Annotated in this window: 17 protein-coding genes; 6 read left to right on the top strand and 11 right to left on the bottom strand. The window is 70.3% G+C overall.

Annotation, left to right across the window (positions count from 1 at the left end; genetic code table 11):
* The 3 genes from CBF90_RS12945 to CBF90_RS12935 all read left to right on the top strand — a co-directional run bounded on the left by CBF90_RS12945 (position 1) and on the right by CBF90_RS12935 (position 2,451).
* Positions 1-765 carry a phosphotransferase gene (locus CBF90_RS12945; RefSeq protein WP_088380776.1) on the top strand — a complete coding sequence of 255 codons (765 nt, stop codon included), beginning with the start codon at positions 1-3 and terminating at the stop codon, positions 763-765.
* A gap of 200 nt (positions 766-965) precedes the next feature.
* Positions 966-1,958 (top strand): LacI family DNA-binding transcriptional regulator, encoded by a 993-nt coding sequence (locus tag CBF90_RS12940; RefSeq protein ID WP_023953760.1) that lies wholly within the window; start codon positions 966-968, stop codon positions 1,956-1,958.
* A gap of 100 nt (positions 1,959-2,058) precedes the next feature.
* Positions 2,059-2,451, top strand: coding sequence for a VOC family protein (locus CBF90_RS12935; protein ID WP_071918968.1), 393 nt, complete (start codon positions 2,059-2,061; stop codon positions 2,449-2,451).
* A gap of 84 nt (positions 2,452-2,535) precedes the next feature.
* Here CBF90_RS12935 and CBF90_RS12930 read toward each other — a convergent pair whose 3' ends face one another.
* From CBF90_RS12930 to catA, 5 genes are all read right to left on the bottom strand, one after another.
* Positions 2,536-3,180, bottom strand: a complete 645-nt coding sequence (locus CBF90_RS12930; protein ID WP_023953764.1) for a TetR/AcrR family transcriptional regulator — start codon at positions 3,178-3,180, stop codon at positions 2,536-2,538.
* Between the two features lie 100 nt (positions 3,181-3,280).
* Positions 3,281-4,822 (bottom strand): sodium:alanine symporter family protein, encoded by a 1,542-nt coding sequence (locus CBF90_RS12925; protein ID WP_242435677.1) that lies wholly within the window; start codon positions 4,820-4,822, stop codon positions 3,281-3,283.
* A 20-nt stretch (positions 4,823-4,842) separates the two neighbouring features.
* Complete coding sequence (locus CBF90_RS12920) at positions 4,843-5,250, bottom strand: GNAT family N-acetyltransferase (protein ID WP_088380775.1); 408 nt, start codon at positions 5,248-5,250, stop codon at positions 4,843-4,845.
* The gene (locus CBF90_RS12915; protein WP_064955781.1) at positions 5,247-5,810 is read right to left on the bottom strand and encodes a pyridoxamine 5'-phosphate oxidase family protein; all 564 of its coding nucleotides are present in this window, start codon (positions 5,808-5,810) and stop codon (positions 5,247-5,249) included. The genes CBF90_RS12920 and CBF90_RS12915 overlap by 4 nt, the downstream gene beginning before the upstream one ends.
* On the bottom strand, positions 5,807-6,463 hold the full coding sequence (gene catA, locus CBF90_RS12910; RefSeq protein ID WP_088380774.1) for a type A chloramphenicol O-acetyltransferase: 657 nt from the start codon (positions 6,461-6,463) through the stop codon (positions 5,807-5,809). The genes CBF90_RS12915 and catA overlap by 4 nt, the downstream gene beginning before the upstream one ends.
* Positions 6,464-6,519: 56 nt before the next feature.
* Here catA and CBF90_RS12905 point away from each other — a divergent pair, with 56 nt between their 5' ends.
* Entirely contained in the window at positions 6,520-6,921 is a 402-nt protein-coding gene (locus CBF90_RS12905) for an arsenate reductase ArsC (protein WP_064955783.1), read from the top strand.
* Positions 6,922-6,987: 66 nt separating this feature from the next.
* Here CBF90_RS12905 and CBF90_RS12900 read toward each other — a convergent pair whose 3' ends face one another.
* On the bottom strand, positions 6,988-7,503 hold the full coding sequence (locus CBF90_RS12900; protein ID WP_023953790.1) for a septum formation family protein: 516 nt from the start codon (positions 7,501-7,503) through the stop codon (positions 6,988-6,990).
* Between the two features lie 73 nt (positions 7,504-7,576).
* Positions 7,577-7,948, bottom strand: coding sequence for a hypothetical protein (locus CBF90_RS12895; protein WP_064955784.1), 372 nt, complete (start codon positions 7,946-7,948; stop codon positions 7,577-7,579).
* Between CBF90_RS12895 and CBF90_RS12890 the strand changes: the two genes are divergently transcribed.
* Both CBF90_RS12890 and CBF90_RS12885 read left to right on the top strand, forming a co-directional pair.
* The gene (locus tag CBF90_RS12890) at positions 7,947-8,252 is read left to right on the top strand and encodes a hypothetical protein (RefSeq protein ID WP_242435676.1); all 306 of its coding nucleotides are present in this window, start codon (positions 7,947-7,949) and stop codon (positions 8,250-8,252) included. The genes CBF90_RS12895 and CBF90_RS12890 overlap by 2 nt on opposite strands.
* A 117-nt stretch (positions 8,253-8,369) precedes the next feature.
* The gene (locus tag CBF90_RS12885; protein ID WP_088380772.1) at positions 8,370-9,257 is read left to right on the top strand and encodes an SDR family oxidoreductase; all 888 of its coding nucleotides are present in this window, start codon (positions 8,370-8,372) and stop codon (positions 9,255-9,257) included.
* 11 nt (positions 9,258-9,268) lie between these two features.
* Here the strand turns inward: CBF90_RS12885 and CBF90_RS12880 are convergent, their stop codons facing one another.
* The 4 genes from CBF90_RS12880 to CBF90_RS12865 form a co-directional block, all read right to left on the bottom strand.
* Complete coding sequence (locus tag CBF90_RS12880) at positions 9,269-11,890, bottom strand: helix-turn-helix transcriptional regulator (RefSeq protein ID WP_088380771.1); 2,622 nt, start codon at positions 11,888-11,890, stop codon at positions 9,269-9,271.
* A 118-nt stretch (positions 11,891-12,008) separates the two neighbouring features.
* Complete coding sequence (locus CBF90_RS12875) at positions 12,009-12,536, bottom strand: S26 family signal peptidase (protein WP_088380770.1); 528 nt, start codon at positions 12,534-12,536, stop codon at positions 12,009-12,011.
* Positions 12,537-12,623: 87 nt separating this feature from the next.
* Positions 12,624-13,229, bottom strand: coding sequence for a hypothetical protein (locus CBF90_RS12870; RefSeq protein WP_088380769.1), 606 nt, complete (start codon positions 13,227-13,229; stop codon positions 12,624-12,626).
* 177 nt (positions 13,230-13,406) lie between these two features.
* Positions 13,407-14,141, bottom strand: a complete 735-nt coding sequence (locus tag CBF90_RS12865) for a hypothetical protein (RefSeq protein ID WP_088380768.1) — start codon at positions 14,139-14,141, stop codon at positions 13,407-13,409.
* Positions 14,142-14,426 lie beyond the last annotated feature (285 nt).

Here is a 14,426-nt window from a genome sequence, read left to right as displayed (position 1 = left end):
GTGGGGGATGCGGGGGATGCGGGGGAGGAGCGGCTCGACGGCGGCAATGCGAGCGGCAGCGTGGTGCGCATCGGCGACACCGTTCGCAAGGCGTGGACGGCATCGACTCCCAGTGTCATCGCGTTCGTCGAGGCGCTTCGAGCGCGCGGGATCGACGCTCCCGAGCCCCGCGGACGCGACGGCACCGGCAGGCAGGTCACCGAGTTCGTCGAGGGGACGCTCGCGATCGACGCGGGCCTGATGGGCCTCGATCAGATGCGACGCGTCGGAGCCCTCGTCCGCGACATCCATGACGCGTCTGCGGCGTTCGTCGCGCCCGCCGGCGCGATCTGGGAGACGGCGATCGCGGCGCCGGGTGACGAGCTGGTGTGTCACAACGACCTCGCGCCCTGGAACCTGGTCGTGGGGGAGCGCTGGGTCTTCATCGACTGGGACGCCGCGGCCCCGAGCACGCGGCTGTGGGACCTCGCTTACGCCGCGCAGACCTTCGCTCTCGGCGACCCCGCGGAGGAGCCGGAGGTGGCCGCGGGGCGCCTGGGCTCGTTCGTCGACGGCTACGGCGCATCGGCCGCGCTGCGCACCCAGCTGCCGCGCGCGATGAGCGACCGGGTCGATGCGATGTATGCGCTCCTCGAGTCCTCGCACCGGTCTGGCCGTGAGCCGTGGGCGACGATGTTCGTCGAGGGGCACGGCGCCCACTGGGCCGCCGTCCGCGACTACGTCGACCGCCACCGCCCCCTGTGGTCCCGCGCCCTGACCCCCTGACCCCCGGTCCCTCTGTCCCCCGTCGACTCGCCAGGAATGGCGGGTCTGGGGTGCGCCGCATCCGCACATCGTGGCGAGTCGACGGATGCCGCGGAGCCGGGGCAGGGCGATTACTGGTACGTAGCAGTGATACGTAGTATCAATCGCGAGAGGCCGTCGTCGACGAACGTCGGTAGAGTCACATGCCAGGAAAGGCAGTCATGGGGAAACGGCCAACCAGCCGCGACGTCGCAGCGCGTGCCGGCGTGTCGCAATCGACGGTCTCGCAGGTCTTCACCGGGCGCGCCGGCATCTCCGCCGCCACTCGCGAGCGGGTGCTGGAAGCGGCGCGAGAGATCGACTACCGGCCGAACCTCGCCGCCCGCTCGATGCGCACGACGCGAACGGGCCGCCTGGCGGCCGTCCTCCCCATCACCGCGTTCCACTCGGCTCCGCTCATCGCCGGCACGATCGAGCGCGCGCGGGCCGCCGGCTACGACGTCGAAGTGCAGAGCATCCCCAACGCCCCGGACCAGCGTCGTCCGCGACTGCTGGAGATGATCGACTCCCGGCAGTTCGAGGGCATCCTGTGTTACGCGCCCGTGCCGGGCGATGATCTCGTGCACGTCGATCCCAACGTCCCGGTCCTGACGCTCGCCGAGTTCGACGACGACATGCGCGTCTCGGGCGAGATGCTCGACGTGCACCCGCTCGTGAGCATGGTCGAGCGGCTCGCGGAGCTCGGGCACCGCCGGTTCCTGCACATCACGGGAGCGCGGAGCTATCCCTCGGCGGATGCGCGCCGTCGGGCGTACGAGGCGACGGTCGCTCGCCTGGGCGTGCAGTCCGTCGGAGTCGTCGAGGGGGACTGGAGCGCGCAGTCCGGCCTGGACGCGATCCGCTCGCTCGACGAGGGCTCGCTCCCGCTGGCCGTCATCGCCGCCAACGACTTCATCGCGACCGGCGCCATCCGTGGAGCCCTCGAGCGCGGCTGGACCGTGCCGGGGGATGTGAGCGTGACGGGCTGGGACGACTCGCCGACGAGTGCGTTCCAGACGCCCTCCCTCACGAGTGTGTCGATGGACTACGTCGAGCTCGGCCGCCGGACTGCCGACCGGCTCATCGCGCTCATGCGGGGTGACCAGCCGCCGTCCGCCGCCGGTCCCCTCCAGCACGTGGTCTGGCGCGAGTCGACCGCGGCACCGTCCTCCTGACGTCGAGTCGCCAAGTTGTGCGGGTCACGGGGGCCCGGCATCCGCATCTTCTGGCGAGTCGACGGGGGCGCGCGCCGGGGGACGGGCGTAGCGTTCGGGCATGCCCGCGCCGGTTCCCTACCTCCACTTCGCCGGCGACGCCGCCGAAGCTCTCCGCTTCTACAGGTCGGTGTTCGGCGGTGAACTCCAGCTCCACACCTTCGCCGACTTCGGTCGCCGGGACGGACGCGGAGATCTCATCGCGCACGGCGAGCTGCGCGGCCACGTGGATCTGTTCGGAGCCGATGATCCCGGGGATGCCGCACGGCCGTCGATGTCCGGGATGATGTTCGCCCTCCTCGGCGCGGGAGACGAGCAGACGTCACGCCGCTGGTTCGACCTGCTGGCCGACGCGGGCACGATCATCGACCCGCTGCAGCGTCGTGCCTGGGGCGATCACGACGGGCAGGTCACCGACCGCTACGGCCTCACATGGCTGATCGGCTTCTCCTGAGCCCCGCCGCTCGACTCGCCAGGAAATGCCGTTCCGGGCCGTCCCGCATCCGCAGACTCTGGCGAGTCGACGGTTGGTCCCGGGTCAGGGGGTGGCGCGACGGGCGGGGGCGAGGTCCTCGAGAAGGAACTCGTCGAAGCAGGCGCGCAGTTCGTCGGCCATATCGAGTGTCGTCCGATCGAGGAGCCACTGGATCTGCAGGCCGTCCCACACCGCGATCGACCGTGCGGCGGCGCTGGGGATGTCGACGTCCGCCCGCAGGCCGCCCTCCGACCGGATGACGCTGAGCGCGTCGACCACGATCTTCCGGCTGGTCTCGTACCGGTTCCGGAAGAAGTCGTGGGCGGGGTGGTCGGGCGAGGTCGCCTCCGCCGACAGGGTGCAGAACAGCTCGATGACCCCCGGGATCGTCGAGTTGTAGTCGGCGAGGGCGACGAGATCCTCCAGCGCATCGCGACCCGAGTGCTCCTCGAACGAGAACCTGCTGCGCGCGAGGTCGTCACGGTGGTCCAGCACCGCCAGCAGCAGCTCGGCTTTGTTGCGGAAGTGGTGCAGCAGCCCAGCCTCGCTCATGTCGACGCGGTCGGCGATCTCGCGCAGCGAGCCCTTGCGATAGCCCGCGCCCGCGAAGACGGAGAAGGCGGCGTCGAGGATCAGCGTGCGCGTGCGCGCACTCTTGGCGTATGGGCCTCGGATGGCGGTTCGGGGCGTCTGGATCACGCGCGGCATCTCTTCATCCTGGCGGCAACCCCCGCATGGTGCGGAGCGCGCGCGGCAATGCGAAGCGTTTCGGTCGCGATCGGCGGGTCATGAGCCGTCGAGCCGACGGTCATCGGCGGTCGTGCAGGTGGTCGCGGTGCTTGGCGGCCTGGCGTGCGCGCACGGGCAGGTCGATCGGGCCGGTGACGGTGAGCTCGTCCTCCCAGCACTCGATGCCGCGGACACCGGGCAGTCGCTCGCGCGTGAATACGGGGTCGAGCCCGGCGCGCCGCTGCTCGGTGTAGTCCTTGAGAAGCCGGAAAGCGATGCCCGACAGCAGCGCGATCGCGATGAGGTTCGTCAGCGCCATCAGCCCCATCACACCGTCGGCGAAGTTCCACACGAGGTCGGCTCCGACGACCGATCCACCGAGGACGGCGGCGACGACGAGCACGCGGTACCCCGTCAGCACGGTGCGGTTGGTCGAGATGAACTCGATGTTCGATTCGCCGTAGTAATAGTTCCCGAGGATCGACGAGAACGCGAGCATGAAGATGATGATGCTCAGGGCGATGTTCGACCACTCACCGAGGGTGTCGACGAGGGCTCCCTGCGTCAGATCGATGCCGCGTGAGGCCCCGGCGAGGTCGGGGACGGAGACGAGGATGATGAAGGCGGTCACCGAGCACACGAGGAACGTGTCGAAGTAGACGCCGAGGGTCTGCACGAGGCCCTGCTTCACCGGATGGGTCACGGCGGCGCTCGCGCCGGCGTTCGGGGCCGAGCCGAGCCCCGCCTCGTTCGAGAACATGCCGCGCTTGACGCCGGTGAGGACGATATAGCCGAACGCAGCCCCGACGACCTCGTTGAAGCCCCAGGCCGACGTGAAGATCTCGGCGAACACCGGCCCGATCCGGTCGAGGTGCAGCGCGACGACGATCATGCCGAGCACGAGGTAGGCGAGCGCCATGATCGGCACGAGCACTTGCGTCACCGAGGCGATGCGGCGCACCCCGCCGAACACGACGAGCCCGGTGAGGAGCGCGATGCCCGCCCCGATGACCCACGGCAGCCAGGGCAGGTCGCCGCCGACGCTCGAGCTGATGGTCGCCGAGATCGTGTTGGCCTGCAGCGAGCTGAACGCGAAGGGGAAGCAGACGATCAGGATGACGGCGAAGAGGATGCCGAGCCACCGGGCGCCCAGACCGCGCTGCATGTAGTACGCCGGGCCGCCGCTGAAACTGCCGCGGTCGCGCGTCTTGAACAGCTGCGCCAGCGACGATTCGATGAAGCTCGACGCTCCGCCGACGAACGCCATGACCCACATCCAGAACACCGCACCCGGGCCGCCCACCGCGATGGCGGTGCCGACGCCGGCGATGTTCCCGACTCCCACGCGGGAGGCCGCGGAGATCGTGAAGGCCTGGAAGGCGGAGACCGACTGCGGCTTGCCGTCCGCGGTCTGCGGCGTCTTGTCGGTCAGGGTGCGGAACATCTCGGGGATCAGGCGGAACTGCACGACGCCCGATCGGACGGTGAAGTAGAGCCCGAGGACGACGACCACGGGGAGGATGATCCAGGTCCAGAGATGGTCGCCCCACGTGAGCAGCCAGTCGTTCACGGCATCCATGCCCGCCAGTATGGCGACTCCGGATGCCGCGTGCGAGGGCATCTCGTTCAGGGTGTCGCGGGTCAGCGCTCGGCGACGATGTCCATGCCCGGACCCTCGGCGGTGCGGGGAGCGAAGCCGTGGCGCTCGTAGAACGCGGTTCGGCCGCGCGCGGCGAAGAGCTGGATGTCGTTCACGCCGCGCTGACGTGACTCGTCGACCAGCATCCGCAGGATCTCGCTCCCGATGCCGCCGCCACGCGCTGCCGTCGCCACGATCATCTCCGTGACGAATGCGTGCAGGGCGCCGTCGCTGATCAGGCGACCGAGGCCGATCAGGCGACCGTCGTCATCACGCGCCGTGCACACGACCCAGCTGCCGGCGAGCGCGTTTTCGAAGGTCTCGAGCGACCACTCGGCCCAGCCCGTCTCGCCATAGAGCATCGCGAACTCGGCGGCCGTGGGAGGGGCGAAAGAGTAGTGCACCGTCATCCTGCGTCTCCGAGCAGGGCGTGCCGCCAGCCCGCCCCCTCGCGCTCGTAGACGACGCGGGTGTGGCGACGGTCGAGCGATCCCTGCCAGAACTCCACGCGGGTCGCCTCGATGCGCCACAGCGCCCAGTCGCCTTCCGCGACGTCCCGGCGTGCCGCCTCCGACCGTGCCGCGAGGTCGGCTGCGGTGTCGTCCGCGCTCGCCTCACAGACCGGCCCGCGCACGCGCACGGCGCGCATGACCGGCTGCCACCAGAACGCCAGGGCTGCTGCGGGCTGCGCTGCGAGCTGCCCGCCCTTCGCAGAGGAGCGCGTGCTCGCGAACGCCCAGCCGCGGTCGTCGACGTCTTTGACGATCAGTGTGCGGGCATCGGGGATGCCGTCCGCGGCGACCGTCGCGAGGGTCGCGGCGTGGGGCTCGGCGACACCCGCGGCGGCTGCCTGGTGGATCCACTCCTCGAACAGCGTCACCGGCGACGCGGGGAGCCGGTCGGTGTCGAACGCCGGAGGGGTGCCGGTCAGCGAGGCCTGCGAGCGCAGCCACTCGCGCAGCGCGCTCATGCTGCGAGCCAGGCGACGTCGGCGAAGAGCTCGCGCAGGTCGTTGACGAGTCGAGCGGTGTGGAAGCCGTCGGCCGCGGCGTGGTGCACCTGCACGGCCATGGGCAGCAGCATCCGTCCGTCACGCTCGACGTAGCGCCCGAGCGTGAAGATCGGCGCGAGGTGGGCCCCGACGCCCTCGACGTTCAGGTTGAAACCGGAGAAGTCGGTCCACGGCAGGCTCGACACGTCGAAGCTGTTCGGGGGAGGCGGACCCTGCGGGAAGAGCTCGGTGCTGCCGGCATGATCGGCGATCACGCGGGCAGCGGCGTCGTGGAAGGCGGCGAAGTCGCGGTCGAAGGCCACCGAGACGCTCGAGAACGTCTCGGTCTCGGGGTGGAAGACCGTGAACGAGGGATGGACCTCCGGCCAGACCGCGGGCGCGCCGTCGGCGGTGAGCGTCATGCGGAACTCCGGATGGCGGTTGACGATCGACGCGATCGCCCAGATCTGCGCGACGTAGGTGCGGCGCCCGGAGGAGCGCACCGCCGCGACGAAGTCCGTCACGTCGATCTCGACCGTCATCGAGTAGCTGCAGCGAACGGTGCGCAGGTAGTGGTCGAAGTGCCGCCGTCGCGGCCAGGTGTCGAGGTCGATGGGGGCGGCGTCGTGCATGTCCTCATCCTCCCAAAGCAGCCGTCGCGCCGCAGATGCGCGAAAGTAGAGGCACTATGACCGACACCAAGCCCTCCGTTCTCTTCGTCTGCGTGCACAACGCCGGTCGCTCGCAGATGGCCGCGGGGTTCCTCCGCGACATCGCCGGCGACCGCATCGAGGTCCGCTCCGCCGGGTCCATGCCCGCCGATCGGATCAACCCGGTCGCGGTCGAGGCGATGGCCGAGCTCGGCATCGACATCACCGCCGAGCAGCCGAAGGTGCTCACGACCGAGGCCGTGCAGGCATCCGACGTCGTCATCACGATGGGATGCGGTGACGCTTGCCCGTTCTTCCCCGGCAAGCGCTACGAGGACTGGAAGCTCGACGACCCCGCGGGTCAGGGCATCGACTCCGTCCGCCCCATCCGCGACGACATCCGCGAGCGCATCCGTCAGCTGGTCGACGAGCTCATCTGACGGCGCCGCGAAACGACGATCGCCCGCAGCGGACGGGTGTCCGTTGCGGGCGATCGAGAAGAAGCGTCAGCGCGCGGCGCCGGCGAGGGTGCCGGTGACCTGGCCCTGCGGGTCGCCGATGAGGCAGAGGATCTCACGGTCGCCGGCGTCCCAGCTGCCTGCGGTGGGGACGTAGTAGTTGAAGCCGAGCACCGACTCCTCGTACGAGATGCCGACGAAGGGGGCGAACGCGTCGTAGCAGACCTGCTCGGCCTCGGTCTGGGCCGCCTCGACGCCGGGGAACTCGTCGGCGTCGATGTCCTGTGCGTGGTAGGCCTCGAGGTCGTGGGCCTCGCTGCACGGGACGGTGGGAGTCTCGGTGACCTCGGTGTCGGCCGTGCCGGAGTCGAGCATGCAGTCGCCGACGCGGATCGCGAAGACGTCGGTGCTCGCGTTCGACTCGGCGATCGCGCCGGACTCGTCACGGACCGGGGCGGCCGCTCCGCCACCGGTGAAGGCGTTGAGCGTGGAGCAACCGGTCGCGAGCAGGGCGACGGTCAGCGCGGCGGCGGGCAGGGCGAGGAGTCGACGAGCAGTGTTCACGTCCACCGACTCTATCCACTTTCCGCCATTTCTGGGAAATCCTGATGATTTTCCTGAGTGTTCATCCGCCCGTTCAATGAAACGCTTCACGCCACGCCACACCGGGCACGTCGCGAAGGGCCGTGTAGACGGGGATGCCCCGCTCTCGGGCGATCGCGACGTCCTGATCTGCGCCGCGCGACTCGCCGGGCAGGCGGAGGACCGCGTCGCAACGCTGCAGCAGGCGATGGGCGACCGGGTACATCACCTTCTCGGCCAGGGGGTCGGTGGGACCCGAGGCTCCTGCACTGGAGAGCACGGGCAGGGCGACCCACTCGCCGATCATCGGGATGTGCCCGGCCTCGAAGAGCGGCCACGCCGCCTCCTCCAGGCGATCCAGGTTGCGCCGCATCAGGGCGGGGTCGCCGCCGGTGCCCGACGCATAGGGTCCGGCGATGAGGATCATGAGGGAATCGGTCGAGGCCGCCCGGATGGTGCGGGCCGACCGCTTCCTGCTCGGGGTCACCGGCATCCACGCCGACGCGGGCCTGACGACGGGCGATGCCGACGAAGCGGCCATGAAGCGCGTGCTCGCCGAGCGCGCTGCCGAGACCTACGTCCTCGGCAGCGAGGAGAAGATCGGCGCGGTGTCGCCGTTCACGGTGCTGCCGTTCGACGAGGTCACGGGGGTCATCGTCGACCCCGCGGCTCCGGCCACCAGCCTGGCGGCCCTCGACCGCCGCGGCGTTCCTTTGCTCCGCGCCGGGTGACGCGTTCAGGGTGACGCGATCGTCGCAGCTCGCTAGGCTGAGCGCCATGCAATGCCGGTGAACTCGCTTCCGACCCCCATCCGCGCGTCGACGCCGACGTGATCGAAAGGTTCACCCATGCACGCTTCTTCTGCTGCGCCCGCTCTGCCGCTGTCCGGAAAGACTGCCCTGGTCACGGGCGTCTCGCGCCGCCGGGGCATCGGCTTCGCCGTCGCCACCACCCTCGCCGGACTCGGCGCGAACGTCGTCATCCATCACCACCGGCCGCATGACCTCGACCTGCCGTGGGGCGGCGACGATCTCGACGCCGTGCGCGACGGCATCCGTTCTCACCTCGTGGGCGAGGCGAGCTTCGCCGACATCGCCGGCGATCTGAGCGTCGCGACGGCGGCGGCCGACCTGGTCGATGAGGCGGCCGCGGTGACGGGCGCGCTCGACATCCTCGTGTGCAACCACGCCAAGAGCGGCGACGACGGCAGCATCCTCGATATGACGCCCGAGCGTCTCGACGCGTTCTGGGACGTCAACACCCGCGCGACCCTGCTCCTCACCGCGGCGTTCGCCGCCCGCTTCGCCGACGTCCCGTCGGTGCCCCGCCGGCCCGGCGACCGGATCTCGGGGTCGAAACCGTACGACGCACCCCGGGGGCACGTCGTGTGGATGACGTCGGGCCAGATCCACGGCCCGATGGTCGGTGAGGTGGCCTATGCGACCAGCAAAGCCGCCCTCGCAGGCGTCACCGGAACGGTCGCGGCGGAGCTGCTCGAGCTCGGCATCATCCTCAACACCGTGAACCCCGGACCGGTAAACACGGGCTATCTCGACCCCGACACCACCGACCGCTCGCTCGACGACTTCGACGACTGGCTGGCGACGACGGCGTTCGGACGCGTCGGGCGTCCCCAGGACCCCGCCGAGCTGATCGGCTGGCTCTGCAGCCCGGCGGGGTCGTGGCTGGTCGGCCAGGTGCTCACGAGCGACGGCGGCTTCAGCCTGGTCGGCTGAGGGGAGGCGCTTCAGCGCTTGTTCGTCGCGGCGAGGGCGACGATCTCGCCCCGGGTGGACGCTCCCGTCTTCCGGCGGATGTTGCGGATGTGGTTCTCGACCGTGCGCACGCTCAGGACCAGCTTGGCGGCGATGTCGCCGTTGGACATGTCGGCCGCGATGAGCTGGACGATCTCGCGTTCGCGCGGTGTGAGAAGCATCGCCGTGCGGTCGCGCCGCGTCCGTCTGACGTTCGTGTCGGCCAGTTCGCGGGCCGCTTCTCGGCAGGCCGCTGCGCGGTCGTTGTCGCCGTGATCTCGATAGAGGTGCGCGGCGAGGTTGAAGTACTTCAGGGCTTCGGTCGCCATCCCCTCGCCGCGCAGCCCGCGGGCGGCAGCCTCGACTCGGGCCGGGTCCTGCGCGTGGGCGGCGGCGCGGGCCTCGAGGAAGATCGCGTACATCGGCCCGCCCAAGCGCTGCGGTTGGTCGGCGACCTGCGCGGCGAGCTCGGGGTCGTAGTGGATGTAGAGGGAGGCGAGCATTGCCAGGTCCGCCGCGAGGCCGTACCCGCGGCGTCGCGCGTCGCGTGTCACTTCGGCGAAGATCTCGGCCGCGACCTCGGTCGCCCCGCTGACGGCGACCGAGAACGCCTCCGTCCAGCGCAGGTCGCTCAGCACCATGCCGTCCGACGCCCCGGCGATCTGCGCGGCATGCTCGCGATACCCCGACGCCGCGCTCTCGTGTCCGGCGCGTGTGGAGATGACTGCCATGAGGACGAGCACGGCCCGGTCGGGCGAGAAGTAGAGGGTCTTGGCGCTGATCCCGGTCGTCAGGAGGATCGCGAGCGCGTCCTGCGCTTCGTCGAGGTTTCCCAGCGCGAGGTGACCGAGTGTGCCGAGGTAGGAGTGGCACGCGAACCCGATGCGATCCAGCGCGGAGATGGACCGCTGCGCGCCCGCCGCGGCGATGTCGACGAGTTCGGTGACCCGTCCCGTCGTGTAGAGGACGAGCCCGCGCATCAGCACGACTCCGACGCGCAACCATGGCCGGAGCTCGTCGTCGAGGCCGTCGAGCACGGTGATGCAGTCGGCGATCCGTCCGGAGACGAGGCGGCAGGCCGCAAGCAGGACCCCAGCGATGTCGGCGCCGAGCCCGCCCGCGGCGGCCCGCGCGGCGAGCACTCGCTCGTCATCGGGAGTGACTCCCTCGAGCTCCCAGCGGACAGCGCGGGCGAGGGTGTCGAGCGCCTCGGCGTAGGCGAATCCCGTCGGGACCTTCTCCGTGAGAGGGCGCACGACGTCGGACAGATCGGCGCCGCGCGATAGAAGCCAGCGCGAGTGGAAATGGCGCAGTGTCAGTTCCGCTTCATGATCCCGGCTGGTGCCGTAGAACAGTTCGGAGCATCGGCCGATGACGTCCTCGATCTCGCGCGGGTCGCTCGGCCCCGTCATGAGCAGTCCGAGGTAGCGCACGGCAGCGCCGGGGTCGCCCTCCTCCTGCCATCGCGCCCGCGCGACACCGACCTGGACGTCGAAGGCCTCGGTGAACATGCGCGAGACCGCCGGGACGTCCGCCAGCTGCAGCGGAGCCGGTGTCGGTGACGCCGACCGCTGCGGAACACCGGCGGGGCGGAGCCGCTCGAGCAGCAGGGCGCGAGTCTGCGTGTCGAGACGCGAGCTCTCGTGCGCGAGTCTGTCGGTCGCGTGGCTGAGGATGCGCCGGCGCCGAGCCGTCGCGGGCTGATTGCGGAAGTAATCCCCCAGCCCGGGCGGGTGCACAGCGACCATCGCGCGTCGATCGGCACCGACCTCGGTGACGCGCACGAGCTGATTGTCCTCCAGCTCCTCGAGCAGGTCGGCGCCCAGGAGGGCCCACGCCGCGGTCACCTCCACCGTTCCCGTCGTGGCGAGCAGCTCCACGGCATCCCGGATCTCCGGCCGGTAGGAGTAGAGCACCGACTCGTAGGCGCCGCGGGCGTCGTCGGACCAGAGCGCGGGGCCGGAGACCCATTGGTCCCCCGAGCGCCAGATCAGACCGTGAGCGAGCGCCCCGTCGAGCAGTGCGACCGCCAGACCGGGGATTCCCGCCGAATCCATGTGGATGCGCGCCGAGACGCTCGGCGCGAGCGATCCGTCGACCCTCTCGTCCAGGAGCGAATGAAGGACATCGAGCCGCAATCCCTCGAGCGCGATCTGCACGACGGGATGGGCGGCCTTGATCAGCAGGTGCTCGTCCGGGTCGGTCAGCGCGCGGCGGAGAGTCGACGCGACGATCGGGCGTCGCAGCAGCCGGTGCAGCTGGATCAGCGCGGACCACGACGCCGAGTCGAGCAGGTCTGCATCGTCGATCATCACGACGCTGTCGCCGCTGGAGAGGTATCGGGCGAGAGCATCGCTGATCGCGGCGGCCGTTCCGCCCTCCTCTGCGACCGCTCTCCGATACGCGGGCGGGAGGGCCACGCGCAGCGCCTCGAGCGGGGAGTGGGATGCCGTCCCCACCACGTTGAGGATGATGTAGTCGAGATCGGCGAGGGTGCTCCGCACCTGGCTGAGGATCTCGGATCTGCCCGACCAGCGGATCCCGACGAGTTCGACGCTGGTCCCTTGGCGGAGGAGTTCGACGATGCGATGCGTCTCATGGGATCTGACGGACAAGCGCGCTTCCTTTCGGTGCGTGGGCGGTGAGGGCTCTCGATGACCGAGAACCGGGTGCCTCCCACACACAATCTGGCACTGACCGCTGTCAGTTTTCCAGGACCGCCGTGCTCCCGTCTCAGCTGAGCAGCTGCATCTCACGAGGCAACCCCATGTCGACGCGCTCCGCCTCCGGGCGCGGGCGGCGCCGCTGACCCGGGATGATGAAGAGCGTCAGGGCGAGCGCAGACACCGTCAGACGCCCTTCGATGCTCTGCAGGTACGCGAAGGTTCGAGCTGCGATGCCCGAGAGCGCGAAGCGGGGGGTGCCGAGCACCTGCTCCTGCGTGACCGGCTGCGGGTCGCGGCTGCTGTTCGCGTCGCCGCGAAGCCAGGCGCCGTCGTCCGTCAGAGAGTCGACGCGGTGCACGTACTGGCTCTGCCCCGACCCGAGGTCGAGCGAGGCGACGACGACCTCTCCCACTTTCCGGAGCTCGTCTCCGGTCGGGTTCTGTACCGAGAGGACGTCGCCCACCTGGAAAGTCGGCACCATCGAGCCGCTCGAGACCGTCACGAAGCGGTCGCCGCTCACCGTCGTCCATGCGAAGGGGAGCACCAGCAGGACGAGGAGGAGCACCGCGCTGCTGCGGAGGAATGCGCGGATCATGCGCGGTCCTTTCGGTCGGTCACGGGTCAAGGTGCGTTCCGGGAAGGCTCGGGGGCGGCGCGGGGAGGGCGCCGCCCCCGAGGTCGATCACGCCGGGTTCATGTAGCTGACGACGAAGTCGGCCGTCACGCGGTGCTCGTCACCGGCGTCGCCCTCGAGGACCGTCGGGTCCTCGAGCAGGATGCGCACCGGCACCTGGATCGAGGCGTTGCCCTCGATCGCGGAGGCCAGGCCGAGGGCCGTCGTGAACTCGACCGGCTCGGCCAGCGTTCCGGCCGCGACCCAGCTCGTGACCTGACCCGAGGCGTCGGTGACGCCGTAGCGGACCTGCAGGTTCTGCGCGAGGTTCGGCGAGATGTCGCCGCGCGTCTCGAAGCTGGCCGCGTACTGCGCCGCGTCACCGCCCTTGTTGGTGACGGTCCAGGTCGCGTCGACGAACTGGTTGTACTTCGTGGTGTCGAAGACGTGGTCGATCGGGGCGCCGGCGACCGTGAGGAGCGCGCCTCCGACGTCGTCGATGTCGCTTCCGGGAGCCGTCGCCGAGAACCGGTTGTCCACGATGGACGTCACGTGGTCCCAGTTCGCTCCGACGCCGACCATCCCGACACCGAGGGCTCCCGCCGCGATCACGGCCAGCAGCTTCTTCCGGTTCTTGTTCGACTGCGTCTTCTCCATCGTCTTCTCCATCGTCATCTCCACTCGTTTCGTATGGGAAACCGCACCCGACCGGGATGTTCTGCCCGGGTCGCCGTTGCTGCGCGGCTAATCAGAGGTTAGGAATCGCGCGGGATCCCTCAGCCGCGAAGCCGGGTCAGGTGAGTGACGACGAGTGCCCACCTAGGTGCGTGCCCCGGGTGGGCGCACGCACACCTAGGTGCCGGGTGCGTCGTGATGCTGCTCCCGCCGGCGCAGGAGGAGGCCGACGACCATGGCGAGCGCGGCCAGGAGCGAGGGCACCAGCCAGATCGACGACCGGGCGCCCGACGCCGCCAGCCCGTTCCCGTGGCCGGGGGCGTCGCTCGGCGTGCCCGCGATGTACGACAGCTCGAAGTTCGCCGTCACCCTCTGCGTCTGACCCGACGGCAGATCGGAGGCGTCGCCGAGCGTCACTCGGACCGGGATGCTCGTCGAGCCGGGGCCCACCATGGTGGAGGCGCCCGTCACCGTGGAGTAGGGGACGGGATCGGCCAGGGTTCCCGCGGGCAGCCAGCGCGTCGCCGTCCCGTCCTCACCGCCGATGCCGTACTCGATCGCGAGGGCTTCGGCGAGCGGCGCGCTCACGTCGCCCACGGTGACGAAGACGCCCTCGAAGCTGTAGTCCGCCTCCCGGTGCGCGGTCAGCGTCCAGCGAGCCTCCACACTGTCGCCGGGGCGGGCCGTGTCGAAGGAGTGGATCAGCGGCGATCCCTCGAGGACGAGGCCGGGCGGATCGGTACGGCCCTCGTCCTGGGTCGCGCTGGCGGGAGCGCCGGCGGCGAACGTCAGCCCGAGAAGGGCTGCCGTGGCGAAGCCGATCCGGTGGAGGAGCTGCCCGGAGCGTCGCTCCGGAGCCGCGTTCGCCTTCGGCCTCGGGGCTCGTCGCGGACGTCGTTCTCTGTGTGGCACGGTGCGCTCCTCTCCTGTACGAGAGCGCGTCGGTCAGCGTCGTGCAGCACGCCCCCCATGGACGCGCCGGATCCGCTGCGGCGCTCCGGTCAGATGCTCGCAGGCGTCTCTTCCTGGCGGCGGACGCCCGGTTCGGATTGCGTGCTCATCGCGGTGCGGCTGAGTGCCGCTCGTCGCGTTCTGAGTGCGGGCCGGAAGCGGAGGGCGACGCTCCGGGGGCGCCCCCGACCCCCCTTGTTGCTGTTCCGACGCGGAGATACCGTCGCCCCCGAGGGGACGAACCAC

It is taken from the genome of Microbacterium sp. AISO3 (assembly GCF_002204305.1).
Classification (GTDB): domain Bacteria; phylum Actinomycetota; class Actinomycetes; order Actinomycetales; family Microbacteriaceae; genus Microbacterium; species Microbacterium arborescens.
The sequence above is the reverse complement of the archived record's forward strand: the minus strand, read 5'-3'. Positions and strand labels throughout refer to the sequence as shown.